Raw genomic sequence first — 25,584 nt, 5'->3', positions numbered from 1 at the left:
GAGGGCGCTTCGCCCCCCTTCCCCCGAGCGCTTCGCTCGTCCTCCATCTTGGGGCGGGCTCAAGAGCAGCCCCTCCGGCGACGGAGGAGCGGGGGTCCCGGGGCAGAGCCCCCGGTGTCGGGAAGGGGCGGGGCTGGGGAGAAGGATCACACCTCGACGATGTGCTCCGGTCGTACGGGCACGCGCGGCAGCGCGCACCCGGTCGCGGCCCTGATGGCCGCCATCACGGCAGGCGTCGACGACAGCGTCGGCGCCTCCCCCGCACCCCGCAGCCCGTACGGGGCGTGCTCGTCGGCGAGCTCCAGCACGTCGACCGGGATGGTCGGCGTGTCCAGAATCGTGGGGATCAGGTAGTCCGTGAAAGAGGGGTTGCGGACCTTGGCCGCGGGGTCGACCACGATCTCCTCCATCACGGCAAGACCGAGCCCCTGCGTGGTGCCGCCATGGATCTGGCCCTCCACTGCCTGGGGGTTCATGGCCTTGCCGACGTCCTGCGCGCAGGCCAGCTCGACGACCTTGACGAGCCCGAGCTCGGTGTCGACCTCCACCACGGCGCGGTGCGCGGCGAAGGAGTACTGGACGTGGCCGAAACCCTGCCCCGTCTCCAGGTCGAAGGGCACGGTCGCGCGGTGCCGCCACTCGTCCTCGGCCTCGACGGCCTCCTCGCCGAGCACGTCCACGAGGGAGGCGAGCACCTCACCGCCGTCGGTGACGACCTTGCCGCCCTCCAGCAGCAGTTCGGCCGTCGCCCACGCCGGATGGTGGGTGCCGAAGAGCTCGCGGCCACGCCGGAGCACCTTCTCGCGCACCAGCTCGCACACGTGCTTGACGGCGCCGCCGGTCATGTACGTCTGCCGGGAAGCCGAGGTGGAGCCCGCGGAGCCGACCTGGGTGTCGGCGGGGTGGAGGGTCACCTGGGTGACGCCCAGTTCGGTGCGGGCGATCTGGGTGTGGACGGTGATGCCGCCCTGGCCGACCTCGGCCATCGCCGTGTGCACCAGGGCGACCGGCTCACCGCCGACCACCTCGAGACGGACCCGGGCCGTGGAGTAGTCGTCGAAGCCCTCGGAGAAGCAGACGTTCTTGATGCCGACCGCGTAACCGACGCCCCGCACGACGCCCTCGCCATGGGTGGTGTTGGACAGCCCGCCGGGCAGCGCCCGTACGTCGGCCTCGCCGCCGACGCTCTCCCACTGCGCCTCCATCGGCAGCGGCATGGCCTTGACCCTGCGGAGCAGTTCGGCCACCGGCGCGGGTGAGTCCACGGGCTGACCCGTGGGCATCAGCGACCCCCGCGACATGGCGTTCCGCTGCCGGAAGTCGACCGGGTCCATGTCCAGCGCGGCGGCGAGCTTGTCCATCTGCGCCTCGTACGCGAAGCACGCCTGGACCGCGCCGAAGCCGCGCATCGCGCCGCACGGCGGGTTGTTGGTGTAGAGCGCGAGGGCCTCGATGTCCACATCGTCGACGACGTAGGGGCCCGCCGCGTGCGAGGAGGCGTTGCCGACGACCGCGGGTGAGGCGGAGGCGTAGGCGCCGCCGTCCAGCACGATGCGGCACCTCATGTGCGTGAGCTTGCCGTCGCGGGTGGCTCCGTGCTCGTACCACAGGGTGGCGGGGTGCCGGTGGACGTGGCCGAAGAACGACTCGAACCGGTTGTAGACGATCTTGACGGGCTTGCCGGTGCGCAGCGCCAGCAGGCACGCGTGGATCTGCATGGACAGGTCCTCGCGGCCGCCGAAGGCGCCGCCCACGCCGGAGAGCGTCATGCGCACCTTCTCCTCGGGCAGCCCGAGGACGGGGGCGATCTGGCGCAGGTCCGAGTGCAGCCACTGGGTGGCGATGTAGAGGTCCACACCGCCGTCCTCCGCGGGCACGGCCAGGCCGGACTCCGGGCCGAGGAAGGCCTGGTCCTGCATGCCGACCTCGTACTCGCCCGTGACGATCACGTCGGCGCGCCCGGCGGCCGCTTCCGCGTCACCGCGGACGATGGGCTGGCGGTGCACGATGTTCGGGTGCGGTACGTGCGGCGCGTGGTCATCGTCGCGGTCCGGGTGGAGCAGTTGCGCGCCCTCGCCGAGCGCGCTCGCCTCGTCGTGGACGACGGGCAGCTCCTCGTACTCCACCCTGATCTTCGCCGCGGCGCGGCGCGCCGTCTCCGGGTGGTCGGCCGCCACCAGTGCGACGGGCTCCCCGTGGTGGCGGACCCGGCCGTGCGCGAGTACCGGGGTGTCCCGGATCTCCAGGCCGTAGTGGGTCGTGGCGGCGGGCAGGTCGTCGAAGGTCAGGACCGCGTGCACGCCGGGCTGCCGGAGCGCCTCGCCGGTGTCGATGGAGCGGATCTCGGCGTGCGCGTGCGGGCTGCGCAGGGTGCAGCCCCACAGCATGTCCTCGTGCCACATGTCCGAGGAGTAGGCGAAGTCGCCGGTCACCTTGAGGGTGCCGTCGGGCCGCAGCGGCGAGTCACCGACCCCGGCCCGGGTGCCGGCGCTCTGGTCCAGCCTGGTGGGGGTCCCGGTGGGTCCGGTCGCGGGGGCCACTCAGACCACCTCCGGGGCGCCGTCGTCGGTGCGGGCGGCGGCGAGGCGGACGGCGTCCATGATCTTCTCGTAGCCGGTGCAGCGGCACAGGTTGCCCGAGAGCGCCTCGCGGATGTCGGCGTCGGAGGGCTGGGGGTTGCGCTCGATCAGTTCGTCGGCGGCCACCAGCAGGCCGGGGGTGCAGAAGCCGCACTGGACGGCTCCGGCGTCGAGGAACGCCTGTTGCACCGGGGCGAGATCGCCGGTGCGCGCGGAGCCGGCGCGCTCCTTCGCGTACGCGGCCAGGCCCTCCACCGTGACGACCTCGCGCCCCTCGGCCTGACCCGCGGCGACCAGGCAGGCACAGACGGGCTCGCCGTCCAGCCGGACGGTGCACGAGCCGCACTCGCCCTGCTCGCAGGCGTTCTTCGAGCCGGGCAGGCCCATCCGCTCGCGCAGGACGTACAGCAGGGACTCGCCCTCCCACACGTCGTCGGCCTCGTGCCGGCGTCCGTTGACGGTGAATGTCACGCGCACTGGGCGCCTCCTTCGGTGGTGCGGCCGTTGCCGGTCGAGCGGTAGCTCTCCCACGTCCAGCCCAGCGTGCGGCGGGCCATGACGCCGACGGCGCGGCGGCGGTAGGCGGCGCTGCCGCGCACGTCGTCGATCGGGTTGCAGGCGCCCGAGCACAGTTCGGCGAACTCGCGGGCGAGCGACGGCGGGAGGGCCCTTCCGCTGTCCCAGAAGCCGCCGTCGGCCAGCGCCGCGCCGAGGAAGTCCTCGGCGGCCCTGGCCCGCAGCGGAGTGGGGGCGGCCGAACCGATGCCGGCGCGGACCGTGCGGCTTCCGGGGTGCAGCGCGAGGGAGAAGGCGCACACGGCGATGACCATGGCGTTGCGGGTGCCGACCTTCGAGAACTGCTGCGGCCCCTCGGCCTTCTTGATGTGCACGCTCTTGATGAGCTCGTCCTCGGCGAGCGCGTTGCGCTTGACGCCGGTGTAGAAGTCCTCGACGGGGAGGAACCGGGTACCCCGCACCGACTCCGCCTCGACCTCGGCGCCCGCTGCGAGCAGCGCGGGGTGCGAGTCCCCTGCGGGGGAGGCGGCGCCGAGGTTCCCGCCGACGCTGCCCCGGTTGCGGATCTGGGGCGAGCCGACGGTGTGCGAGGCCAGTGCGAGGCCCGGCAGTTCGGTGGCGAGCTGGTCGATGATCGTCGAGTAGGGCACGGAGGAGCCGAGTCGGACGGTGCCGTCACCGATCTCCCACTCCCGCAGCTCACGGATCCGGCCCAGATCCATGAGGTGGGTGGGGCGGCGGTGATCGAAGTTGATCTCGACCATGACGTCGGTGCCGCCCGCGATGGGCACGGCTGAGGGGTGCTCCGCCTTCGCGGCGAGCGCCTCCTCCCAGGTGGCCGGGCGCAGGAACTCCATGGTGTCTCTTCTCGGTGCTCGGGTGGGGGTGCGATCTTCGGTGCGATCTTCGGTGCGGTCTTCGGTGCGGGGCGGATCCGGGAAGCGTGGCGGGGACGCGGTCAGTACACAGACTGGTGCCCGCCCTGGTGCAGCCACCGAAACCATGAAGTGTTTGGCTGGTCGGCCACCGGGTCTTGTAGATTCAGACGAAAGCCGGGCACCGGTAACCTCACGGTTTCCTCCCGGCCTCCCCCGCACACCACCACCACCCGACACACGAACGGCAGGCGACGAGACGATGCGGCTGCGCGCCCTCCTGGAGAACGACTCGCTGGGCCTCAGGCTCCTGGGCGGCGAGGACGAGCTGGACCGCACGGTGCGCGGCGTGATGACCACCGACCTGCGCGACCCGAGCCGCTACCTGTCCGGCGGCGAACTGGTGCTCACGGGGCTGGCCTGGCGGCACGCGCCCGAGGACTCCGAACCGTTCGTACAGATCCTCGCGAGCGCGGGCGTCGCCGGGCTGGCGGCGGGCGAGGCCGAGCTCGGCCGCGTCCCCGAGGACATGGTCGCCGCCTGCGCCCGGCACCGGCTGCCCCTGTTCTCCGTCACCGAGTCCGTCGCCTTCGCCACCATCACCGAACACGTGGTGCGCCAGGTCTCCACCGAGCGCGCCGGAGACCTGGCCGCCGTCGTGGAACGGCACCGGCGGCTGATGTCCTCGGGCCCGGCGGGCGGCGGCCCCGACGTCGTCTTGGACCTGCTCGGCTCCGACCTGGACCTGGCCGCCTGGGTGCTCTCCCCCACAGGACGCCAGATCGCCCGCCCCACGGAGGGCCCGGGGCTGCCGCAGGAGACCGCCACCCGGCTGGCGGGCGCCCACATGGCGGCCGTACGGGCCGGACGGCGCAGTCCGCACCGCACCACCGACGAGTCCACGGCCTACTCCCTCTTCCCCGTCCACCGCGGGGCGGGCGACCCGCGCCGCACCGTCCTGTCCGACTGGCTGCTGGCCGTCGCCGCCGACACCGGCGACTGGCCGGCCGAACGCCTCGACCTGCTGCACGGCGTCACCCAGCTGATCGCCGTCGAACGCGACCGGCGCGACGCCTCCCGCACGGTGCGGCGCAGGCTGGCCCAGGAAGTCCTCGAACTGGTGCAGACCGGCGCCCCGCCCTCGGAGATCGCCGCCAGGCTGCGCGTCGCGGCCCCCGTCCTGCTGCCAGGACAGGGCGCGTCACCGCACTGGCAGGTGATCGTGGCCCGCGTCGACTGGGACGAGCCCGACCCGGCCCGCGCGCTGGACGGCGGCGCCGTCGCCCAGACCCTGCTGGAGGAGCTGCTGATCGACCCGCGCGCGGTCGGCCCCGACGGCTCGGACCGCGTCGCCGTCGCCCACGTCGACGGCGAGGCGGTGGCGCTGGTGCCGCTGCCGGGCGAGAGCCCGCAGGAGGAGGCCGAAGCGGGCCGCGGAGGCACCCGGGGGGAGCCCGCCCGCACCACCGGGCTCACCGGCGCGCCCGACGGTGCCGGGCTCCAGGCGGACTCCCTGCTGGCCGCGGTCGGCGAACCGCTGGGGCAGGCCCTCGCCGACGACGGGCGGCTCACCCTGGGGGTGAGCGCGGCCGTGCACTCCGCCGAGGGCCTGCGGGGGGCGCTGGAGGAGGCCAGGCACGCCCGCCGGGTCGCCGCGGCCCGCCCCGGCGCGGTACGCGCGGCGGGGCACGAGGAGCTGGCCTCGCACGTGCTGCTGCTGCCGTTCGTCCCCGACGACGTGCGCCGCGCCTTCACCGCCCGGCTGCTGGACCCGCTGCGCGAGTACGACCGCAAGCACCGCGCCGAACTGGTGCCCACCCTGGAGGCCTTCCTCTCCTCCGACGGCTCGTGGACCCGCTGCGCCTCCCGCCTCCACCTGCACGTCAACACACTGCGCTACCGCGTCAGCCGCATCGAGCAACTCACCGGCCGCGACCTGTCCCGCCTGGAGGACAAACTCGACTTCTTCTTGGCGCTGCGGATGAGCTGAGGGCGGTTCCGGCCGGGGGTCCGGGGGTCGCCCCCGGGCAAGCACAGCCTGGCGCTGCGGATGAGCTGAGGGCGGCCGGCCCTGTTGTGCTCCCCTCAGATGCGGGGGGCGGTGGGGGGCGCCGCGCCCCGGCCGCGTTCCGGGTGCCGCAGGTAGGCGAGAACGGCGAGGACGCGGCGGTGGTCGTCGGGGGCGGGCGGGAGGTCGAGCTTGGTGAGGATGGACCCCACGTGCTTGACCACGGCGGCCTCGCTGACGACCAGCGCGCGGGCGATGGCCCCGTTGGAACGCCCCTCCGCCATGGCGGCCAGCACCTCGTGTTCGCGCGCCGTCAACCGGCGCAGCGCAGCGGGTCGGCGGTCGGGGGCCAGCAGCCGTCTGACGACCTCGGCGTCGATGGCCGTACCGCCCGCCACCACGCGCTCCAGCGCCTCGACGAACTCGGTGACCTCCCCGACCCGGTCCTTGAGCAGGTACCCCACCCCGTCGCCCGTCGCCAGCAGTTCGGCCGCGTAGGAGTTCTCGACGTACTGCGAAAGGACGAGCACCGGCAGCGCGGGCCGCTCGGCGCGCAGGGCGAGGGCGGCGCGCAGCCCCTCGTCCCGCAGCCCCGGGGGCATCCGCACGTCGGTGACCACGGCGTCGGGGTCGTGTGCGTGGACGGCGTCGAGGAGCGCGGGCGCGTCGCCGACACCCGCGCAGACCTCGTGTCCGAACCGCGTGAGGATCTGCGTCAGCCCCTCGCGCAGCAGTACCGAGTCCTCGGCCAGCACCAGCCGCATGCGTCCCCTCCGCCTCTCGTCCCGTCTTACCCGCACCGCTTGTTCCCGGTGGCCTCGTGCCCCTCTTCTGCGCGGCCCGGCCGGCAGGGCAGTTCCATCCGCAGGAGGGTCGGCCCGCCCGCGGGGCTGGAGAGGCTCAATCTGCCCTCGTGCACGGCGAGCCGGTCGGCCAGTCCGGTCAGGCCCGTGCCGTGCCGCGGGTCCGCGCCGCCTCTGCCGTCGTCGTGGACCTCCACCACCAGCGCGCTCCCCGCCCGCACGGTGACGGTCGCGCGCGAGGCGCCGCTGTGTTTCGCCACGTTGGCCAGCGCCTCGGCGACGGCGAAGTAGGCGGCGGCCTCCACCGCGTCCTCCGGCCGCCCCGCGCCCGGGCGCACGTCCACCTCGACAGGCACGGGCGAGCGCTCGGCCAGCGCCTCGATCGCGGCGCCAAGACCGCGGTCGGTCAGCACGGAGGGGTGCATGCCGTGGACGAGTTCGCGCAGTTCGGCCAGGACGGCGCGGGCCTCGTCCTGCGCGTCGGCGACGAGCGCGGGGTCGGCGTCCAGCTTGGCCAGGCCGAGCGTCATGATCAGCCCGGTGAGGCGCTGTTGCGCGCCGTCGTGCAGGTCGCGTTCGATGCGGCGGCGCTCCAGCGCGAAGGCGTCGGCCAGCCGGGCCCGCGAGGCGGTCACCTCGGTCAGCCTGGCGTCCAGTTCCCTCTCCCGGCGCGGCCCCACCAGCACGGCGCGCGCGAGCGCGGCCCGCACTCCGGCGAGGCCGGCCCACACGTACGAGACGAACACCGCGAAGACGGGGGTCAGCAGCAGCCACGGCACCACCTGCCCCGGCTCGGTCAGCACGACGTGCTCCCCGTACATGACCTGTTCACCGTTGCCGACCAGCAGCAGGGCGAGCGGCTGGCTGACGACCAGGCCGATCCCCGCCACCACCACGAACAGATCCACCAGTGACAGCACCGCGTGGGGCAGCGCGAACCCGAACTCGATCCAGGTGGCGGGCGCCGCGGTACGCCGCCGCAGGCGGCGCAGTACGCGCCGCACCGGCCCGCCGTGCGGCTCGGCCCCCTCCGCGTCGCCGCTCTCGTGCGGTGAGGGTACGGCCCCGGGCTGGAGCCACCGCAGGCGCCGGCGCTCCAGCGCGGCCAGTCCGGCGGCCGAGACGGGTACGCACGCCAGCGCGACCGCCCCGACGCCGACGGGCAGCAGCAGGACGCCGGCGACGGCCAGCGCCAGGGCGAGGAAGAACCAGCCGACGCCCAGCACTCCGCCCGCCAGCAGATAGCCCAGCGCCCGCAGGGGCCAGGCGGAACAGAGGAAGGCCCGCGGCCCCGCCCCCAGCGCCTGCCAGACCCCGCCCCCTGCGCCTTTCGCCGCACCGCTGCCGCTGCGCGCTTCCCCCGCCGCCCTCCCGCTCACCACGCCTTGACGGTACGGGACAGCAGCGTGCGCAACTGCCCCGCCGAGGCCTCCCAGCTCCACTCCGCCTCGGCCCGGGCCCGCCCCCGCGCACCCATCAGGGCGCGGGCGGCCGGATCGGTGAGCAGCCCGGTCAGCCGCTCGGCGACGGCGGCTGCGTCGCCGCCGTCCACGACGTAGCCGGTCACACCGTCCTCGACCGCTTCGGGCGCACCGCCGGAGTCCCCGGCGAGCACGGGGAGTCCGGCGGCGGCGGCCTCCAGGTAGACGATGCCGAGCCCCTCGGACTCCAGGCCCAGGCGCCGCGTGCGGCACGGCATCGCGAAGACGTCTGCTGCCGCGTAGTAGGGAGGCAGGGCGCCGTGCTCGCGGGCGCCCGCGAAGACCACCGCGTCACGGCAGGTGGCGGGCAGCCGGCGGGCCAGGCGCCGCAGCGCCCGCTCGTGGGGCCCCGAGCCGACGATGACCAGGGTGGCCCCGGGTACCGAGGCGCGCAGCAGCGGCAGGGCACGCAGCAGCACGTCCTGGCCCTTGCGCGGGACGAGGCGCGAGACGCTGAGCACCAGCGGGCCCTCCCCCAGGCCCAACTCGCGCCGCGCCCGCAGGCGCTCCTCGGGCCCGGCCGGACGGAAGAGCGCGGTGTCCACCCCGGGCACCAGCCGTGCCGTGCGCGCACGGGGGCCGAGCGCGCCCGCCATGCGCCGGCGTGCGTGGGCGGTCAGGTAGGTGACGATGTCGGCGTTGCCCGCGATGCGCGCCAGCGCGTGCCGCGCTCCGGGGAGAGCCGCCCACCCCGCCTCGTGTCCGTGCGTCGTCGCCACCGAGGGCAGCGCGAGGCGTGCGGCCAGCAGCCCGAGCGGGGCGGCGGCGCCGAACCACACGCGGTCGCAGCCGTACCGGAAGGCCAGCGCCCGGGCGGTGCGGGCCACCCGCGGGGTGGGGAGCAGGGTGCGGGCCCGGTCCCTGACCACCGGAAAGGGCTGCGCCGCGTCGAAGGCGTCACCGCCGTGCTGTGCGGCGGTGTAGACCACGACCTCACCGGGCGGGAAGCGGCGCGCGATCTCGTGCACGAACCTCTCGATCCCGCCCAGGCGGGGCGGGAAGTCGTTGGTCACCACCAGGGTGCGCCCACTCCCCTCCCCCGGCCGACGGCGAGAACCCGTGGATGACGGTGACGGTGGCGGTGAGGGTGGCGGCGTGCGGCGGTGCATCGGGCTTCCTCCAGTGCGCCCAGAGGGCGAGGACGAGGGCGAGTGCCGTGTAGGCGAGTGCCGCGTACACGCCCCACACCCGGCGGGGTTCCAGCGCGGTCGCGGCCGCCGTGACCGCCGCGTGCACGGCCGAGACGGCGCACAGGGCGGAGGCGGCGAGCCGGGCGCGCCGTGCGGTGTGCGGTGTGCGGTGTGCGGTGTGCGGATTCACGTACTCAGCGAACCGCGCGCCGCCGCACGGTTCACTGCACCCAGGTGCCGACCTGGGGTAGGGCAGGCCCTACCCCCTCAGCCGCCCCGTGCGGCAGCGCGCCCGACGGCAGTTGGCAGAAGAGCCCCTCCGGTAAAACTTTGTGAACTGATTCACACCAGCCCCTTGGCCGGGCGGGGCACGGCGTGCTGAGATGCGGTCACATCCGGCTCGACGGCGCGCTTGGGGAGGGCACTGTGGCGGACACCGCCATGTCACGTTCGGCACGGCTGGATCCCGCGAACCCCTCGGACGGCGGGCCGCAGCCGCCGTCCACGGGGCCTGACAGCCCGCTGGGCCGGGCGGTGTGGCGGCTGCGTTCACGCGGCTGCTGGGAAGACGCGGCGGCCCTGCTGGAGCCGTACGCCCACGAGCTGCCGCAGGCCGCGGTGGGCCGGGCCGCGCTGCTCGTGGAACGGTGCATGTACACCGGCGAAGGCTGGGCGCCGGCCGAGGACGCGCTGCGGGTCGCCGAGGCCGCCGCCCAGGTGGACGACGACCGCGGAGCCGCCGCCTGCGAGCGCGGACAACTCGCCTACGCGGCAACCGTGCTGGGCGTACGCGACCGTACGGACGAGGCCAGGGCCGCCCTCGGCAGGGCGGCCGCGCTGCTGGAGCCGGGCGCCCCAGGACGAGCGCTGCTGGACTACCGGCGCGGGCTGTTGGCCGAGAACCTGAGTGAGACCCCCGAGGCGGCGCGCGCCGCCTACCGCAGGGCGCACGCGGGGGCCACCTCGCGCGGCGACGGCCTGCTGTGCTCGTCCACCTTCCGGCACCTGGCGGGGATCGCGGCACGCGAGGGCGAACTGGCCGAGGCGCGGCACGGCTTCGCCGAGTCGCTGCGGCTGCGCGAGGAGCTGGGGTTCCTCGTCGGCATGGCACCGGCTCTCGTCTCGCTGGCGGACGTCGAGCCCGAGCCGGACGCGACCCGCCTGCGGGAGGAGGCCGGCCGGCTCCACCGCCTGCTGGGCGGCGTCCCCACCTGGCTGACCAGCCAACTCCCCGAGGCGGAGACCGGGACCGAGACGGAGCCGGGGTCGAACGGTTAGCGCTTCTGCCGCGGGGCTGCCCTCCGGCCGGGAGGTACCCCCGGGGGGAGCGGTTTCCCGCGCGCCTTCGGGGTGGGCTCAGGCGTGGTCGCGGACCAGGCGTTCCACCGTGGGGAGGTCCTGGTCGCTCAGGGCGTCGAGGAGGGCGAGGTGGTCGGCGGCCTCGGCGAGCAGGTCGGTGGTGCGGCGCGTCGGTGCCTGCCGCGAGGATGACAGGGAGGCGCGCCGTCTGACGTCCTCGGCGAGGGCGACCAGCTGCGCGTTACCGGCGAGTTCCAACAGGGAGCGGTGGAAGGCGCGGTCGGTCTCGGCGTAGGCGCCGCGGTCGCCGCACACCGCCGCCTGGAGGGTGTCCTCGGCGAGAGGGCGCAGCTCCTCCCAGCGCTCCGCGGGCTGCGTCCGCGCGAGGGTCAGCACGACGGGCACCTCCAGCAGCGCCCGGATCTCGTGGAGTTCGGCCAGGTCGCGCGGGTTGTGCCGGGCGACGCGGAAACCCCGGTTGGGCACCGTGGCGACACAGCCCTCGCTCACCAGCACCTGCATGGCCTCGCGCACGGGTGTCGGGGAGACGCCGAAGCGTTCGGCGAGCGCGGGCGCCGAGTAGACCTCTCCGGGGGCGAGTTCCCCGGAGAGCAGGGCCGCCCTGAGGGCCTGCAGTATCTGGTCCCGCACCGAGTGCCGCTGCGGGACCACTCGCGGCGCGGAGGGCTCGCTGTGGGTGTGCTCACCACGAGCGGACCGCGGCTGCGCAGCGGAGCCGGTGGCGAACCACGGCTGCGGGGCTGGGCCCGGGGCAGGCCGTCCCCGGCGTGGGGGGCCGGTCGTCTGTCCCCGCGGCGCGGGATCCGCGGGGGCGCGGGCGGTGACGCCCTGCGTGGTGAGCCGCGTCGGCCGGCCGGCGGCCGGCACGCCGGGTGCCCTGGTTCGGCTCTGCTCCATCGTTCTCCTCCGGCTGTGCCCTCCGGAACACTGCGCAGCACCATAGGCCGACGCGACAGGAGATCACACCTCGGGGACAATCAGTTAAGGTAAGGCTTACCTGCTGACGATCGTCGAATCGGTGGTCCCCATGGCTGTGCCCACCCTCGCCCGTGTAGCCCCTGACGTCTCGCCTTTCCAGGCGGCGTACGCGCGGCTCGCCGAGGTGTTCCCGTCGCTGGGTGTGACCGAGACCACGGCTCGTGAATCCCTTCCCGAGGGCCCCGGCTGGGTACGGGCGAGCGAGCTGGCCGCCGGGGGGCAGGCCCTGGAGTCGTTCCTGGCCTGGGACGCGGAGCAGATCGTGCGGGACTACGGGCGGCCGGGCCGCCCCGACGTGATCGCCAGCTTCGGACTGCACCGTTACGCCTGGCCCGTCTGCCTGCTGGTGACGATTCCGTGGTTCCTCCAGCGGCGGGTGCCGCGGGTGCCGGTGGAGGCGGTGGCGTTCCAGCGCTCGCTGGGACGGCTGGCCGTCCGCGTCGAGGAGTTCGCCTGTCTGCCCGACGATCCGGCCGCGGCGGCACCGGGCGCCCGGGTGGTGCCCGATGAGGAGGCGCTGCGCGCCGAGGTGCGCGGCGCGGTCGCCGACCACCTGGCACCCGTGCTGGAGGGCTTCAGGCCCAGGATGCGGCGCGGCGCACGCGCCCTGTGGGGCATGGCGACGGACGAGGTCACCGAGGGCCTGTGGTATCTGGGGCACCTGCTGGGCGAGGAACCGCGCGCCATGGCGGAGGCCGAACTGCTGCTGCCCGGCTCGCTGAAGCCGTTCGCCCAGGGGGCCGGTTTCCGCAGGCTGACGGGTCCCGGGGGGCAGGAGCTGACCACCCGCGACCGGGCGAGCTGCTGTCTCTTCTACACCCTGCGCCCCCAGGACACCTGCGTCACGTGCCCGCGCACCTGTGACGCGGAACGTGTCGAACGGATGACCGCGACTCCGTAGAGGATTCGAACCCGGACGCCCCGGCAGGCCACCGCCGCCCCCTTTTCGCGTTCACTTGCCCCGAAACCCCCCTGCGGGGTGGCGCGCTGCCGTAAAGATGCTCGGCGACACGAAGAAAGCCAGAGCGCGAGCGCGGCACCGCCCCGCGCACGGACCCTCCGCCCCACCCGGCAGACACCCCCGTGCGCCCCGGCACCGCGCGGCAAGGGGCACACCCGATGAGACTGACCGACATATCGCTGAACTGGGCGCTGCCGAGCGCCGTGCTGCTCGTCGGCACTCTGACCGCGGTGCTCGTGAGGGCGCGCTCGCGCCGCCACAGCTCCACCACCGAAGGGGACACCACGGCCACCGCCTCAGAACAGCAGCCGGCGCCCGACTCCTGGGAACGCGCGCAGGAGCGGCGGCGCCGCAAGGAGACCCTCTACGCCACCGCCGCCTACCTGCTGCTGTTCTGCTGCGCCGCCGTCGCCGCCGCGCTCTCCTTCCACGGGCTCGTCGGCTTCGGTCGGCAGAACCTGGGGCTGAGCGGGGGCTGGGAGTACCTGGTGCCGTTCGGGCTGGACGGCGCGGCGATGTTCTCCGCCGTGATCGCCGTGCGCGAGGCCAGCCACGGGGACGCCTCGCTGGGCTCCCGGCTGCTGGTGTGGATCTTCGCGGGGGCCGCGGCGTGGTTCAACTGGGTGCACGCGCCGCGCGGCCTCGGACACGACGGGGCACCCCAGTTCTTCGCGGGGATGTCGCTGTCGGCGGCGATCCTGTTCGACCGGGCGCTCAAGCAGACGCGCCGCGCCGCGCTGCGGGACCAGGGCCTGGTACCGCGCCCGCTGCCGCAGATCCGCATCGTGCGCTGGCTGCGCGCACCGCGCGAGACGTTCGGCGCCTGGTCGCTGATGCTGCTGGAGGGCGTGCGGACGCTGGACGAGGCCGTCGACGAGGTGCGCGACGACCGCAAGCAGCGCGAGCAGGAGCGGCTGCGCCGCAAGGACCAGGAGCGTCTGGACCGGGCGCGGGTCAAGGCCATCAACCGGCAGCACCGGCTGTGGAGCAGGGGCCGCGCGGACAGCTCACGCCGTGTGGACGTCGAGATCGGGAGCCCCGTTCCCGCCGCCGGTGCGGGCGAGCCGGGCTCCGACGCTGCGGGAGCGAACCAACTGCCCGCAGCCGAGTCCCAGGCAGCGCCCGCGTCGCGCGGCAGGCCCGCGCTGCAGGCCGTCGTGGACGACGGCGGCGGCGCCGCGCGGCGGCGTGGGGAGGGCTCCGAGGGCGACCAGGGGTCCGGTGGCCCGGGGCGGGACGAGAAGAGCAACGCCGCGAGCCCGCGGCTGGACACCCTGGAGGAGAAACTGGCCGAGATCGAGCGCCAGTTCGGTTGACGTGGCTGGGCTGGTGCGATGAGCGCGGCTGCGCCGTCCCGGTGGTTTCGGCCTGGTGGAGCGGAGGACCCAGCGGTCTCCGAGATGCCGGCCCGCTCGAAGAAGGCGGTCGACCGGCTGATCGCGCCGCGCGGAGTGCACCTGCGGGCAGACGGCGCTGTGGCGGACTCCGTGCGAGACCGTCGCGCGGCCGGAGGAGATCCGGCATCAACATCGAGGAGCCGGCCGTGGCCGGGCGCCGGACACCGGTGCAAGCAAAGGCCGCCAGGCAGCGCACCGGGGTCGCGGCGCCCCCCCGTGAGGTCTTCGTGGAGGCCGTCTCCTGGGACGCAGGCATCGCCCGGCTGGCGATCTGGCCGCCCATCGAGACGCCGCCGACCACGGCCTGATCGAGGGCGAGCAGGTCCAAGAGGCTGATGAGGTCGTCTGCGAGGTCGCAAGGCGCACCCGGCCGGGCGTGACGTCGCTGTCGCCGTGTCCGCGCAGGTCCGGGGTGATGACGCGGTAACCGGCCGCGGCCAGCGTGTCGCTCTGCGGGCCCACAGCGTGCGGTTGAAGGGGTGCCCGTGGATCAGCAGAACCGGCAGCCCGGTCACGGGCCGGAGTCGTCGTAGTGAAGCGTGGCGCCGTTCACCTCTGCGTGGCTCACCGGGCCTCCCTGTGTGGGTCGTTGGGGAGGTCGCGGCACAGTACGCTTCTAGTACTTGCTTCGCCAAGCAAGTAGAGTGGCGTGATGCCTGAGTCCTCGAGTTCCCGAGAGCCGCGTCCTGCTGACGATGCGCAGGACGATCGATGGTGCATGGCGGTACGGCTGCTGGGGCGTGTGGAGAAGCAGTTGGACGGTGCCTTGCAGCATGAGCACGGCTTGCCGTTGTCGGATTACCGGGCGCTGTGTGCGCTGAGTCGCACGGACAGTGGTTCCTCCCTGCGCATGGGGGAGTTGGCCGACCGGATCGGGCTCAAGGACAGCACGGTGACGCGTCTGGTCGGCCGGCTGGAGAAGCGGGGCCTTGCGGAGCGGTCGTCCGGGTCCGGCGACGGGCGGACGGTCACCACGAGCATTACGCCGGCGGGCAGGCAGCGTTACGCGGCGGCGACGCCGACGTATCGAGCCGCGCTCGGCGGCGCTTTGGAGAGTGCTCGGGCGAACGTGTACCTCCTCGATCTCGCCGCCTGGGTTCTGACAGGCGAGTCGTCCGTGCACGGGGCTCCCGCGCTGCAGAACACGGACAAAGGCCCAACTTCCGCAACCTGACCGATCCGTCTCACGAAAGGACCCGTATGGCCACCGCTGCCGATCATTACGAGAGCCTGCTCGCCGAGCACTACACCTGGATGCTCGGCGGAGACATCGAGGAAGCGGCGGCGGCGCAAGCCGACCTCTTCCGTGAGTTGGGGCTGGCAGTTCCGGCGCGGGAGGGAGCCGCCGCGGTGGACCTCGGCTGCGGTCCGGGCCCGCAGACTCTCGCCCTCGCGTCCCTCGGTTTCGCTTCCGTGACGGCGGTGGACACCAGCGCCCGTCTCCTGGAGGAGCTCACGGAACTGGCCACGCGCTCCGGGCACACCCAGGCCGTCCGCACCGTGCGCCAGGACATCCGCGGGGCCCTGCCCCGTCTGGCTTCACCGGGCTCCCTCGCCGCCGTCGCGTGCATGGGCGACACCCTTCCGCACCTGCCCGGCAGTCGGGACGTGCAGGTACTGATCACGGACGTGGCCAAAGCGCTGCGCCCCGGTGGAAGCTTCGTGGCCACCTACCGTGACCTGACCCACGAACTCCACGGCCCACAGCGGTTCATCCCCGTCCGCAGCACCGGTGACCGGATCCTTACCTGCTTCCTCGACTACCAGGACAAGGACACCGTCCTCGTTCACGACCTGGTCCACACCCGCCACGTCGACGGCTGGGAGCTGAGGACCAGCAGCTACCCCAAGCTCCGCCTGTCCCCCCAGTGGCTCACCGACCAGTGCCGCGCGGCCGGACTCGACGTACGACGCCACGCCGCCGGCCCTCGCGGCATGTACGTGCTGCACGCCGTCAAGCAGTGACAAGACTCCGGCTCGCCCTCGGCAACGGCGGGACGACCGGTTTCCGGCCCTGTTGGAAGACCACCGAGCTGCGGAAGCCGTCACGGTCGCACCTGGAGTGCGACCAGTGCCTGCACGCTGCGGTTGAGTGACGGCAGGTCCACCTGCACCGCGTACTCGCTGATCACGCCCCGCCGGCAACGGTGGCCGCAGCCGCGATGCTGTAGTGCCGATGGCGTCGCCGAGCGGACTCGGACAGCCGTCCCGGGACAGCGTCCTGACCACGTGACCCAGGCCCGCACGCCCGCCTACGGCGCCGCACTCAGTCCTCTCGGAGGAGAACGCCCGTGCGGTCGCGCGTGTGCCCTGCGACGTGGTGCCCGAGGTCGGCGAGGTGCGCCGCGAGGGCGGCTGGACCCGTTTCGGTGCGCGGCGAGCGGGCGGCGAGCCGGTCCGCGAACGACGGCTCGGCACGCAGCGGTTCGGCGAGCCCCGGGGAGGCCAGCAGCAGCGCGTCGCCGGGCTCGGCCGCGCACACCCGGAAGCGGAACGGCTCCGCGAGCGCGGAGGGGGGAGGCTCAGCGGCGGTGAAGCCGTCCCGGGCCGCGGCGGCACCGGCCGCGTCCGCAGCACGCCCGGGGCCGGCCACGGGCTGAGCCGCGGGCGGTGGCACCGGTGTGGCTCGCGGCTCGATGTCGTCCCAGGTACCGTCTCGCAGCCTCAGCAGGCCGCCCTCTCCAGCGCCGAAGCAGACCCGGGCGCGGCAGCGCGGGTCGGTGGGCACCAGCAGGCACCGCACGTCGGCCGTGTGCTGGGCGGGTGTCAGCCCCCACGCGGCGGCCTGCGCGCGGAGCCTGCCCAGGGCGCGGTCGGTCAGCCGGTGCAGTCCGGGCCTGAGCGCGTCGCGCCGGTCGGCTCGCAGGTCCTCCACGAGCCGCGAGGCGCTGCGGCCGACGGCGGCCGCGAGCGCGTGGCAGGCCTCGCGCGCGGCGCGGTGCCCACTGGCGCCGCCCGTGCGCGCACCCGTGGCGACCACCACGAGCACCAGTGCGTCCGCACCCGCTCCGAACCGTGCCACCAGCAGCGCGTCCCCGCGCGGCTCTCCCGCCTCGCGGGCCGCCTCGCCCCGCAGGGAGACCGCCCGCAGCGTGGTGTGTCCGTGCCGCGCCTCCTCCAGCACGGTGTCCGGCACGAGTTCGGCCGGCGCGTCGGGGTCGGCGCGCGGCAACAGCGCCGCGGGGCCCGACGGCTCGGCCGCGCCCGGCAACTCCCCCATGCCCGACGGCTCCCCCGCACCCGGCAGGCCGGCCTTTCCCGGCCGCTCGGCGGCATCCGGTGGCTCCCGCCCGCCCGCCGTGGTGGGCCCTCCGCCGTCCTCGGTGGTGCCGAGCGTGCGGGCGACCGAGGCGAAGCGGTCGTCGACGCTGTCTCCGGCGCGGGTACGGCCCGTGTCGGGCGTGTACGGGTCGTACAGCCGGGCCCACCAGTCACGGTCGCGGCCGCTGCCCGCGCCGTTGCGTGTCCCCTGGCCGTCCATGGGCTCATTGTTGCCCGCGTGGGCCTCTCGAAAAGCCCGTACGGCCCACTCCGTTCGCCCTCACGCGGCCCGGGGAGCGCGCTGCGACGATCCGTCTGCTCCGGCCTGCGTGGTCGCGTGCCACAGGTGGTGCAGTGCGTACGAGCGCCACGGCCGCCAGTGGTCGGCCTGCGTCGGATCGGCCCCGGCCAGGGCGAGGCCGTGCCGCACGCCCACGTCGCCCGGCAGGAACACGTCGGGGTCGCCCAGGGCGCGCATCCGCATGTAGCCCGCCGTCCAGGGGCCGATCCCCGGCAGCGCGAGCAGGGCGCGTTCGGTCGCGTCGCGGTCGGCGCCCGGGTCGAGGACGACGGTGCCGTCGGCCAGTGCCGCGGCGACGGTACGCAGGGTGCGGCGGCGCGACTCGGGCATGCCCAGCTCGCCCAGCGGCGCCTCGGCCAGCGCCCCGGGCTCAGGGAAGAGGTGGGTGAGCGCGCCGCTGGGTGCCGCCAGCGGCTTGCCGTAGGCCTGCACGAGCCGGCCGGTCAGTGTGCGGGCCGCGCCCACCGTGACCTGCTGGCCCAGCACCGCTCGCGCGGCCAGTTCGTGCGCGTCGGCCGCGCCGGGCGAACGCAGCCCCGGGGTGCGCTCCAGCAGCGGCGCCAGCGTCTCGTACCTGCTCAGGTGCTCGGTGACCGCGAACGGGTCCGCGTCGAGGTCGAACAGGCGCCGGATGCGCTGCACGGCCGTCGTCAGGTCGCGCAGGTCTCCCAGGTGCAGCCGGCAGGCGAGCCAGCCGCCGCCGCGCGCGGGGCTCTCGTCGACCTCCGCGACGCCGGTGCCGTACGGCAGGTCGAGGGTGCGCCGGTAGGTGCGGCCTCCGGGCTGTCCGCGCACCTCCTCGACGCCGGGTACGGCGCGCCGCTCCAGGAAGCCGAACATCTGCGCGGCGGCGTAGTCGCCCCGGTACGCCAGCCGCAGCGTCACCCCGCTGACGGGCCCGCCGTCCGGTGCCGTGTCGGCCCGTGCCGTGTCGGCCCGTGCCGTGCCCGCCCGCGCCGCGGGGCGTCCCGCGGGCCCGTGCCCGCCGCGCACCGAGGCGGCGCGCAGGGCGCTGGGCGTGCGGGCGTAGACCTCCCGCACCGTGTCGTTGAACTGCCGCACGCTCGCGAAGCCCGCGGCGAAGGCGATCTCGGTGACCGGCAGTCCGGTCGTCTGGAGCAGCACCCGCGCGGTGTGGGCGCGCTGCGCCCGCGCGAGGGCGACGGGTCCCGCGCCCAGCTCGGCGGTCAGCTGCCGCTGCACCTGGCGGGGGCTGTAGCCCAGCCGTGCCGCCAGGCCCGCGACGCCCTCGCGGTCGACCACGCCGTCGGAGATCATCCGCATCGCGCGGCCCACCAGGTCGGCCCGCACGTTCCACTCGGCGGAGCCCGGCACCGCGTCGGGACGGCACCTGCGGCAGGCGCGGAAGCCCGCGCCCTGGGCGGCCGCCGCGGTCGGGTAGAACCGCACGTTCTCGCGCTTCGGTGTCACCGCCGGGCAGCTCGGCCGGCAGTAGATTCCGGTGGTGCGCACGCCGAGGAAGAACACTCCGTCGAAGCGCGCGTCCCTGCTGCGGACGGCCTCGTACCTGCTCTCGTCTGTGGTCACACCTCCAGTGTGCGAGGGCGCCGCGCGCGCGAGCCAGCGGAAATGCGACATGACCGTCGGGGCGGGCGGAGGGACGGCGGGGACGGTTGCCGACCGTCCCCGCCGCCCCGCCCTCCGAGGTGGGCGCTCCCCGGCTACCGTGCGCCGGTCACGGCTTGCGGCGCGGGCCGCGCTTGCGCTCCATCATGTGGCGGCCCAGTGCCTGCCGCTGTTTGAACAGCTGCCGCTGCTCGGCGCGCAGGCGGGCGTCCGTACGGGCCGCCAGGCGCACGTTCTCGCGCAGCAGCTTGCGGTAGCTGACCAGCCGGCGCTCGGGCAGTGTGCCGTCCTCGACGGCGGCGAGGACGGCGCAGCCGGGCTCCGCGTCGTGTGCGCAGTCGTGGAAGCGGCACCGGGCGGCCAGTTCCTCGATCTCCGCGAACGCTTGTCCGAGCCCCTCCTCGGCGTCCCACAGGCCGACGCCGCGCAGCCCGGGGGTGTCGATGAGAGTGCCGCCCCCACCGGCAGCGGGCAGCGGCAGCAGGTTGCGGGTCGTCGTGGTGTGCCGTCCTTTGCCGTCACGGTCGCGGATGGTCTGCACCGTCTGCGCCGACCGGCCGAGCAGCGCGTTGGCCAGCGTGGACTTGCCCGCGCCCGACTGGCCGAGCAGCGCGGTGGTGCCCCCGGCGAGAACGGCGGCGAGCACGTCGACGCCCTCCCCCGTCTCCGCGCTGACGGGCAGCACCTGCACCCCTGGCGCCGAGGTCTCGGCGTCGGCGGTCAGCTGGGCGAGGGCGGCGGTGTCCGGTACGAGGTCCGCCTTGGTGAGGACGAGCACCGGAGACGCGCCGCTGCTCCAGGCCAGCGAGAGGAACCGCTCGATGCGGCCGAGGTCCAGCCCGGCGCCGAGGGACACGGCGATCAGCGCGTGGTCGACGTTGGCGGCCAGCACCTGGCCCTCGGAGCGCTTGGAGGAGGTGGAGCGGGCGAACGCCGTGCGGCGCGGCAGCAGCGTGCGCACGTACGGCGGCGCCCCGTCCGCGTCGACGACGGCCCAGTCGCCCGTGCAGACCACTTTCATGGGGTCGCGCGGGACGACGAACTCGGTGTCGGCCCGCAGCGTGCCGGCGGGGGTGACCAGGTCGCACTGGCCCCGGTCGACGCGCACCACCCTGCCGGGCAGGGGGTCGGGGGCCGCGGTGGGTGCGTCGGCCACGGCGTCGGCGTACGCGGCCGCCCAGTCGTCGTCCCAGCCGTAGGGGGCGAGGCGGGAGAAGTCGAGTTGCACGGAAGGAGAAGCGGAAGAGGAAGACGTGTTCGTGCTGTGGGACAAGGGTGTGGCCCTTCACAAGGGCGGCCCCGGCGCGCGGAGAAGCGCGGTCAGCCGGTGGCCACGGAGGTGGATGTGACGGTCTGGAAGAGGGCAGCGCCCTGTGGGGAGACAGCCATCGGTCACACCTCCGTTTCTCGTCCCGTGCGGGCGACGGCCGGTGCCGTCGCGCGGATCACCGAGAATGTAGCGCGGCCCTGCCGCGGAAGCCACCGCTTTTTCACCGGAGGCCGGCTGCTTCCACCGGAGGCCGCCCGGCCTTCCACCGGAGCGCCGCCTGGCCTTCCACCTGAGCGCCGCCCGGCCTTCCGCCTGAGCGCCGCCTGGCCTTCCGCCGGAGCGCCGCCGTCCTGGCACGCCGGTGCCGCCCGGCTTTCCCCCGGAGGCCGCGCGGGGCGGAACCGGCACCCGCCGGCCGGCCCGTGCCTCACCGTCCGTCGTCGTCGGGGGCCCCGTCCCGTTCGTCGTGGTCACGGGCACGCGGCCGGAGCAGGCGCCCGCGCACGTCCGAAGGTGGCAGGAACTTCGTCCAGCGCTCCGGGAACTCGGCGGGGGCGTCCTCGCCCCCCGGCTCGTCCTCACCTGCGGCGCGCCGGCGCGCGGCGACGGCGGCGACGACCTCCGCGGCCGCCTCCTCCCGCCGCCGCTCGTTGGCCCGCCGCGCCGCGGCGGTCGCGACCGAGGGCCACACGTGGTCGATGGCCGCGTTGACGGCGGCCCCCACCAGCACGGCGAAGGCGGACACGCCGATCCACAGCAGCACGGCCACGGGCGCCGCGAGCGATCCGTAGATGGTGGGTCCCTCGACGGTGTTGGTCAGGTACAACCGCAGCAGGAAGCTGCACAGCACCCACATGACCAGCGCGACCAGCGCGCCGGGGACGTCCTCGCGCCAGGGGGAGCGCACCGGTACGGACACGTGGTAGAGCGTCGTGAGGAAGACGATGGACAGCAGCAGCACGACCGGCCAGTAGAAGGCGCTGACCACCCCCTCGGCCTGCGGGGCGAGCCGCAGTACCGCGTCGGGTCCGGCCACCATCAGCGGCAGGGCCACCGCGCCGATCACCAGTGCGACGAGGTAGAGGCCGAAGGCGAGCAGCCGGGTCCTGACGATGCCGCGCCGCCCGTCGAGCCCGTACATGACGGTGATGGTGTCGATGAAGACGTTCACGGCACGGGAGCCCGACCACAGGGCGAGCGCGAAGCCGAGGGAGATCACGTCGGGGCCTCCGCCCCTGATCACGTCGTCGATCAGCGGTCTGGCGAGCTGGTCGACGCCCTTGTCGGACAGCACGGTGGCGGAGGCGTCGAGGGTGTTCTGGCGGAGCGTGTCGACGGTGTCGGCGCCGATCCAGTCGAGGTAGCCGAGGGAGCCGATCAGCCCGAGCAGCAGCGGCGGGATCGAGATGAGGGTGAAGAACGCCGCCTCGGCCGCCAGTCCGAGGACGCGGTACTCCATGCAGGAGTTCACGGTGTCCTTGAGCAGCAGCCACGCCATCCTCCGTTTGGGGACGTCGCGGTATTTGACCCGCGCTCGCCGCAACGGGCCGCGGGAGCGCCGCGGAGCCCACTTCGGGCCTTCCGCGACGGTCTGCTCAGGGGTTTCCTCGACTGCACGCACGTCTTTAACGTATCTGCCATGCCACCCTCGACTCACACCGTGACCAATCAGGCCTCGCCGCTGGTCGACTACGACGTCTTCGCGGCCGACTCCGCGCTCGCCGAGGGCGTGGCCCGCCACGTGGCCCCCGAGCGTGCCGAGGAGGTACGCGCCGAGCTGTCCGAGCTGGGCAGGGCGGCCGGTTCCGCGCAGGCACAGGAGTGGGGCAGGCAGGCCAACGCGAACCCTCCGGTGCTGCGCACCCACGACAGGTTCGGGCACCGCGTCGACGAGGTGGACTTCCACCCGGCCTGGCACCAGCTGATGGAGCGGGCGGTGGGCGCGGGGCTGACGGACCCGTTCTCGCGCCCCGACGGGCAGCTGCGGCGCAGCGCCGCGTTCCTGGTGTGGTCGCAGGTGGAGCCGGGGCACGGCTGCCCGGTCTCGATGACGCACGCGGCGGTGCCGGCGCTGCGCCAGGATCCGGCGCTGGCCGCCGAGTGGGAACCGCTGCTGACCTCCCACCGCTACGACTACGGGCTGGACCGTCCCGCGAGCGCCAAGCTGGGCGCCATCGCGGGGATGGGCATGACGGAGAAGCAGGGCGGCAGCGACGTACGGGCCAACACGACGGAGGCCACCTTGCTGACCGGCGCGGGGGCGGACGGCGCCGAGTACACGCTGCTGGGCCACAAGTGGTTCTGTTCCGCGCCGATGTCGGACGTCTTCCTGGTGCTGGCGCAGGCTCCCGGGGGGCTGACCTGCTTCCTGGTGCCCCGCGTGCTGCCGGACGGCACCCGCAACGGCTTCCGCGTCCAGCGGCTCAAGGACAAGCTGGGCAACCGCTCCAACGCCTCCAGCGAGGTCGAGTTCGACGGGACGACGTGGGCGCGCCGCGTGGGCGAGGAGGGGCGCGGGGTGGCGACCATCCTCGAGATGGTGGCGGCCACCCGGCTGGACTGCGTGACGGGCTCGGCGGCGCTGATGCGCCAGTCCGTGGCGCAGGCCGTCCACCACGCGGTCCACCGCTCGGTGTTCGGCAGGCCGCTCGTGGAGCAGCCGCTGATGCGCAACGTGCTGGCGGACCTGGCGCTGGAGTCGGAGGCGGCCACGGCGCTGGCGCTGCGGCTGGCGGCGGCGCACGACACCGTGGCGGGCGGCGGCGAGCGGGCCGGGTCCGAGCGCGCGTTCCTGCGGCTTGCCCTGCCGGCGGCGAAGTACTGGGTGACCAAGCGGTGTGTGCCGCTGGCGGGTGAGGCGCTGGAGTGCCTGGGCGGCAACGGCTACGTGGAGGAGTCGCCGATGCCGGGCCTGCTGCGCGAGTCGCCGCTCAACTCGCTGTGGGAGGGCTCGGGCAACGTGCAGGCGCTGGATGTGCTGCGCGCGCTCCAGCGCTCGCCCGGGTCGCTGGACGCCTTTCTCGGCGAGATCGGCCGGGCGCACGGTGCCGACCACCGGCTCGACGCGGCCGTCAAGGACGTGTTCACCCGGCTCGCGGACCTGGAGGGCATCGAGGCGAGGGCGCGGCGGCTGGTGGAGCGGATGGCGCTGGTCCTCCAGGGCTCGCTGCTGGTGCGCTTCGCGCCGCCCGAGGTCGCCGACGCGTTCTGCGCCTCCCGGCTGGGCGGCGACTGGGGTGCCGCGTTCGGAACCCTGCCCTCGGGCGCGGACCTGGAGGCGCTCGTGGAGCGGGCGCGGCCTGTGGCGGGCTGACCCGCGCCCGCCCGCGACGTGACGGCCCGCGTCCGGCAGGTTGGTGTTCAGGCGTGCGGCGGCACGGGGCCCAGCAGGCGGTCGAGGGCGCGGCGGGTCCTGACGGGCGCCGTGGCGTCCGCGAAGAGCTGGAGCTCCTGGTTGAGCGCCATGTAGAGGCCGTGGATCTCGAAGGCGAGCTGTTCGGGGTCGAGGTCGCCGGGCAGCTCCTGGGCCTCGACGGCGATGCGCAGGTCGTTCACGAGCAGCCGTCTGCCGCGCAGCATGAAGCGTGCCACCGTGTCGTGCACGGGCCCGCCGCGCGCGTCGAACTCCACGGAGGCGGCGGTGAACAGGCAGCCGCCGGGGAAGGCGGTGCGCTCGCTGACCAGGTAGCGGATCCACGCCTCGCTACAGGCCCGCAGCCGTACCAGCCCGGGCCGCAGTGCGGCGACCGGCTCCCACACCAGCCGGGTGAACAGCTCGGAGGCGCCGTGCAGGGCGGCGAGTTGCAGCGCCTGCTTGGAGCCGAAGTGCCCCAGGACGCCGGCCTTGCTCATGCCCAGGTCGGTGGCCAGCCGTCCGATGGTCAGCCCCTCCAGTCCCTCGACGGAGCCGATGGCGACACTGCGCTCGATGATGCGCTCGCGCGTTCTGCGCGCCTCGGCGACGGACTTGCGTGGGCTCATGCGCCCATCGTAGCCACCCGGGCACATTTAACTTCCGATCGGTCGGTTGCTATATTCCCGCCACCGGTCGGCCTGCCGCGTCCCCGCGCGGGCGGCCACCGGCCACATCCCCTTCCGTGAGGAGAACCGCACCGTGCCGGGAACCCGTATCGCAGCGCTGGGCCACTATCAGCCGGAGCGCGTCCTCACCAACGACGACCTGGCGGAGCTGGTCGAGACGAACGACGCGTGGATACGCCAGCGCACCGGCATCGCCACCCGGCGCATCGCCGCCGAGGACGAGACCGTCGCCGACATGGCGACCGCGGCGGCGGGCAAGGCGCTGGCCGCGGCGGGGCTTGCGCCCTGGGACATCGGCATGGTCGTCGTCGCCACCTGCTCCGCGCGGGACCGCTGCCCGAGCACCGCCGCGCAGGTGGCACGCCGCCTGGAGATCCCCTCCCCCGTCGCCTACGACCTCAACAACGGCTGCGCCGGCTTCTGTACGGCGCTCGCCTCCGCGAGCCACTCGGTGGCCGCGGGCGCAGCACGGCACGCCCTGGTGATCGGCGCGGAGAAGATGTCGGACATCACCGACTGGAGTGACCGCAGCACCTGCATCCTGCTGGCGGACGGCGCGGGCGCAGCGGTCGTCAGCGCCCAGCCCCACAGCGCGGCGGACGGGGAGCAGGACGGCATCGGGCCCGTCGAGTGGGGCTCGGACCCCTCGCGGGGCGACATGGTGCGGCTGCTGGACGCCTGGCAGCCGCGCTTCGCCCAGGAGGGCCCCGCCGTCTTCCGCTGGGCCACGGCCGAACTTCCCGCGCTGGCCCGCCGGGCCTGCGAGCGGGCGGGGCTGGCGCCGAGCGACCTGGCAGGCGTGGTCACCCACCAGGCCAACCTGCGCCTGATCGAGGCCGCGCTGGGCCGGCTCGACCTGGCCGAGGACGTGGTGATCGCCCGCGACGTGGTCGACTCCGGCAACACCTCGGCCGCCTCCGTCCCGCTCGCCCTGTCCAAGCTGGTCGAGCGCCGCGAGCTGGAGCCGGGCGCTCCGGTGCTGCTGCTCAGCTTCGGCGGCGGCATGTCGTGGGCGGGCCAGGTGGTGCGCTGCCCCTGAAACCTGTTCGTCCGGCATCCCCTGCGACGATCGGACC

The 25,584-nt window shown here is 74.4% G+C and carries 22 protein-coding genes; 9 read left to right on the top strand and 13 right to left on the bottom strand.

Going from position 1 to position 25,584, the window contains the following annotated elements; translation table 11 throughout:
- Positions 1-146 precede the first annotated feature (146 nt).
- The 3 genes from pucD to MMF93_RS26575 are packed head-to-tail and all read right to left on the bottom strand — an operon-like array spanning position 147 to position 3,952.
- Complete coding sequence (gene pucD, locus MMF93_RS26585; RefSeq protein WP_242755427.1) at positions 147-2,540, bottom strand: xanthine dehydrogenase subunit D; 2,394 nt, start codon at positions 2,538-2,540, stop codon at positions 147-149.
- Positions 2,541-3,056, bottom strand: a complete 516-nt coding sequence (locus MMF93_RS26580; RefSeq protein WP_242755425.1) for a (2Fe-2S)-binding protein — start codon at positions 3,054-3,056, stop codon at positions 2,541-2,543.
- Positions 3,047-3,952 carry an FAD binding domain-containing protein gene (locus MMF93_RS26575; protein ID WP_242755424.1) on the bottom strand — a complete coding sequence of 302 codons (906 nt, stop codon included), beginning with the start codon at positions 3,950-3,952 and terminating at the stop codon, positions 3,047-3,049. The genes MMF93_RS26580 and MMF93_RS26575 overlap by 10 nt, the downstream gene beginning before the upstream one ends.
- Positions 3,953-4,232: 280 nt before the next feature.
- Between MMF93_RS26575 and MMF93_RS26570 the strand changes: the two genes are divergently transcribed.
- Positions 4,233-5,960 (top strand): PucR family transcriptional regulator, encoded by a 1,728-nt coding sequence (locus tag MMF93_RS26570; protein ID WP_242755423.1) that lies wholly within the window; start codon positions 4,233-4,235, stop codon positions 5,958-5,960.
- Positions 5,961-6,055: 95 nt separating this feature from the next.
- Here MMF93_RS26570 and MMF93_RS26565 read toward each other — a convergent pair whose 3' ends face one another.
- The 4 genes from MMF93_RS26565 to MMF93_RS26550 are packed head-to-tail and all read right to left on the bottom strand — an operon-like array spanning position 6,056 to position 9,582.
- The gene (locus MMF93_RS26565) at positions 6,056-6,742 is read right to left on the bottom strand and encodes a response regulator transcription factor (protein ID WP_242755422.1); all 687 of its coding nucleotides are present in this window, start codon (positions 6,740-6,742) and stop codon (positions 6,056-6,058) included.
- A 26-nt stretch (positions 6,743-6,768) separates the two neighbouring features.
- The gene (locus MMF93_RS26560; protein ID WP_242755421.1) at positions 6,769-8,163 is read right to left on the bottom strand and encodes a sensor histidine kinase; all 1,395 of its coding nucleotides are present in this window, start codon (positions 8,161-8,163) and stop codon (positions 6,769-6,771) included.
- A complete protein-coding gene (locus MMF93_RS26555; protein ID WP_242755420.1) occupies positions 8,157-9,275 on the bottom strand; it encodes a glycosyltransferase family 4 protein in 1,119 nt (372 codons plus the stop codon). The genes MMF93_RS26560 and MMF93_RS26555 overlap by 7 nt, the downstream gene beginning before the upstream one ends.
- Positions 9,196-9,582 (bottom strand): hypothetical protein, encoded by a 387-nt coding sequence (locus MMF93_RS26550; protein WP_242755419.1) that lies wholly within the window; start codon positions 9,580-9,582, stop codon positions 9,196-9,198. The genes MMF93_RS26555 and MMF93_RS26550 overlap by 80 nt, the downstream gene beginning before the upstream one ends.
- A gap of 251 nt (positions 9,583-9,833) precedes the next feature.
- Here MMF93_RS26550 and MMF93_RS26545 point away from each other — a divergent pair, with 251 nt between their 5' ends.
- Complete coding sequence (locus MMF93_RS26545) at positions 9,834-10,670, top strand: hypothetical protein (protein ID WP_242755417.1); 837 nt, start codon at positions 9,834-9,836, stop codon at positions 10,668-10,670.
- A 78-nt stretch (positions 10,671-10,748) separates the two neighbouring features.
- Here MMF93_RS26545 and MMF93_RS26540 read toward each other — a convergent pair whose 3' ends face one another.
- Complete coding sequence (locus MMF93_RS26540) at positions 10,749-11,609, bottom strand: GntR family transcriptional regulator (RefSeq protein ID WP_242755415.1); 861 nt, start codon at positions 11,607-11,609, stop codon at positions 10,749-10,751.
- 130 nt (positions 11,610-11,739) lie between these two features.
- Here MMF93_RS26540 and MMF93_RS26535 point away from each other — a divergent pair, with 130 nt between their 5' ends.
- From MMF93_RS26535 to MMF93_RS26515, 5 genes are all read left to right on the top strand, one after another.
- Positions 11,740-12,591, top strand: a complete 852-nt coding sequence (locus tag MMF93_RS26535) for a (2Fe-2S)-binding protein (RefSeq protein WP_242755413.1) — start codon at positions 11,740-11,742, stop codon at positions 12,589-12,591.
- A 218-nt stretch (positions 12,592-12,809) separates the two neighbouring features.
- Positions 12,810-13,967, top strand: a complete 1,158-nt coding sequence (locus tag MMF93_RS26530; protein WP_242755412.1) for a DUF2637 domain-containing protein — start codon at positions 12,810-12,812, stop codon at positions 13,965-13,967.
- A 227-nt stretch (positions 13,968-14,194) separates the two neighbouring features.
- Positions 14,195-14,356, top strand: coding sequence for a hypothetical protein (locus MMF93_RS26525; protein ID WP_242755411.1), 162 nt, complete (start codon positions 14,195-14,197; stop codon positions 14,354-14,356).
- Positions 14,357-14,700: 344 nt separating this feature from the next.
- Positions 14,701-15,222, top strand: a complete 522-nt coding sequence (locus MMF93_RS26520) for a MarR family winged helix-turn-helix transcriptional regulator (protein ID WP_242755410.1) — start codon at positions 14,701-14,703, stop codon at positions 15,220-15,222.
- A 26-nt stretch (positions 15,223-15,248) separates the two neighbouring features.
- Positions 15,249-16,013 carry a class I SAM-dependent methyltransferase gene (locus MMF93_RS26515; protein ID WP_242755409.1) on the top strand — a complete coding sequence of 255 codons (765 nt, stop codon included), beginning with the start codon at positions 15,249-15,251 and terminating at the stop codon, positions 16,011-16,013.
- A 301-nt stretch (positions 16,014-16,314) separates the two neighbouring features.
- Here MMF93_RS26515 and MMF93_RS26510 read toward each other — a convergent pair whose 3' ends face one another.
- From MMF93_RS26510 to MMF93_RS26495, 4 genes are all read right to left on the bottom strand, one after another.
- Positions 16,315-17,529: a protein phosphatase 2C domain-containing protein gene (locus MMF93_RS26510; protein ID WP_242755408.1), complete on the bottom strand. Its 1,215-nt coding sequence runs from the start codon at positions 17,527-17,529 to the stop codon at positions 16,315-16,317.
- Positions 17,530-17,589: 60 nt separating this feature from the next.
- Positions 17,590-19,209 carry an AlkA N-terminal domain-containing protein gene (locus tag MMF93_RS26505; RefSeq protein ID WP_242755407.1) on the bottom strand — a complete coding sequence of 540 codons (1,620 nt, stop codon included), beginning with the start codon at positions 19,207-19,209 and terminating at the stop codon, positions 17,590-17,592.
- A gap of 97 nt (positions 19,210-19,306) precedes the next feature.
- Complete coding sequence (gene rsgA / locus MMF93_RS26500) at positions 19,307-20,470, bottom strand: ribosome small subunit-dependent GTPase A (RefSeq protein WP_423835534.1); 1,164 nt, start codon at positions 20,468-20,470, stop codon at positions 19,307-19,309.
- A 424-nt stretch (positions 20,471-20,894) separates the two neighbouring features.
- Positions 20,895-21,965 (bottom strand): YihY/virulence factor BrkB family protein, encoded by a 1,071-nt coding sequence (locus tag MMF93_RS26495; protein ID WP_242757792.1) that lies wholly within the window; start codon positions 21,963-21,965, stop codon positions 20,895-20,897.
- 141 nt (positions 21,966-22,106) lie between these two features.
- Between MMF93_RS26495 and MMF93_RS26490 the strand changes: the two genes are divergently transcribed.
- Positions 22,107-23,780, top strand: a complete 1,674-nt coding sequence (locus tag MMF93_RS26490; RefSeq protein ID WP_242755406.1) for an acyl-CoA dehydrogenase family protein — start codon at positions 22,107-22,109, stop codon at positions 23,778-23,780.
- 47 nt (positions 23,781-23,827) lie between these two features.
- Here MMF93_RS26490 and MMF93_RS26485 read toward each other — a convergent pair whose 3' ends face one another.
- A complete protein-coding gene (locus MMF93_RS26485; RefSeq protein ID WP_242755404.1) occupies positions 23,828-24,448 on the bottom strand; it encodes a TetR/AcrR family transcriptional regulator in 621 nt (206 codons plus the stop codon).
- A gap of 133 nt (positions 24,449-24,581) precedes the next feature.
- On the opposite strand from MMF93_RS26485, the gene MMF93_RS26480 reads away from it, so the two are divergent.
- Positions 24,582-25,547, top strand: a complete 966-nt coding sequence (locus MMF93_RS26480; protein ID WP_242755402.1) for a beta-ketoacyl-ACP synthase III — start codon at positions 24,582-24,584, stop codon at positions 25,545-25,547.
- Positions 25,548-25,584: the final 37 nt, after the last annotated feature.

The organism is Streptomyces tubbatahanensis (genome assembly GCF_022699385.1).
GTDB classification, from domain to species: domain Bacteria; phylum Actinomycetota; class Actinomycetes; order Streptomycetales; family Streptomycetaceae; genus Streptomyces; species Streptomyces diacarni.
The sequence above is the reverse complement of the archived record's forward strand: the minus strand, read 5'-3'. Positions and strand labels throughout refer to the sequence as shown.

Coding starts and splice junctions, on each gene's coding strand:
- MMF93_RS26575 (WP_242755424.1), bottom strand. CDS start 3,952: ATGGAGTTCCTGCGCCCGGCCACCTGGGAGGAGGCGCTCGCCGCGAAG.
- MMF93_RS26570 (WP_242755423.1), top strand. CDS start 4,233: ATGCGGCTGCGCGCCCTCCTGGAGAACGACTCGCTGGGCCTCAGGCTC.
- MMF93_RS26565 (WP_242755422.1), bottom strand. CDS start 6,742: ATGCGGCTGGTGCTGGCCGAGGACTCGGTACTGCTGCGCGAGGGGCTG.
- MMF93_RS26545 (WP_242755417.1), top strand. CDS start 9,834: ATGTCACGTTCGGCACGGCTGGATCCCGCGAACCCCTCGGACGGCGGG.
- MMF93_RS26540 (WP_242755415.1), bottom strand. CDS start 11,609: ATGGAGCAGAGCCGAACCAGGGCACCCGGCGTGCCGGCCGCCGGCCGG.
- MMF93_RS26535 (WP_242755413.1), top strand. CDS start 11,740: ATGGCTGTGCCCACCCTCGCCCGTGTAGCCCCTGACGTCTCGCCTTTC.
- MMF93_RS26530 (WP_242755412.1), top strand. CDS start 12,810: ATGAGACTGACCGACATATCGCTGAACTGGGCGCTGCCGAGCGCCGTG.
- MMF93_RS26520 (WP_242755410.1), top strand. CDS start 14,701: ATGCCTGAGTCCTCGAGTTCCCGAGAGCCGCGTCCTGCTGACGATGCG.
- MMF93_RS26515 (WP_242755409.1), top strand. CDS start 15,249: ATGGCCACCGCTGCCGATCATTACGAGAGCCTGCTCGCCGAGCACTAC.
- MMF93_RS26510 (WP_242755408.1), bottom strand. CDS start 17,529: ATGGACGGCCAGGGGACACGCAACGGCGCGGGCAGCGGCCGCGACCGT.
- MMF93_RS26505 (WP_242755407.1), bottom strand. CDS start 19,209: ATGTCGCATTTCCGCTGGCTCGCGCGCGCGGCGCCCTCGCACACTGGA.
- MMF93_RS26495 (WP_242757792.1), bottom strand. CDS start 21,965: ATGGCGTGGCTGCTGCTCAAGGACACCGTGAACTCCTGCATGGAGTAC.
- MMF93_RS26490 (WP_242755406.1), top strand. CDS start 22,107: ATGCCACCCTCGACTCACACCGTGACCAATCAGGCCTCGCCGCTGGTC.
- MMF93_RS26485 (WP_242755404.1), bottom strand. CDS start 24,448: ATGAGCCCACGCAAGTCCGTCGCCGAGGCGCGCAGAACGCGCGAGCGC.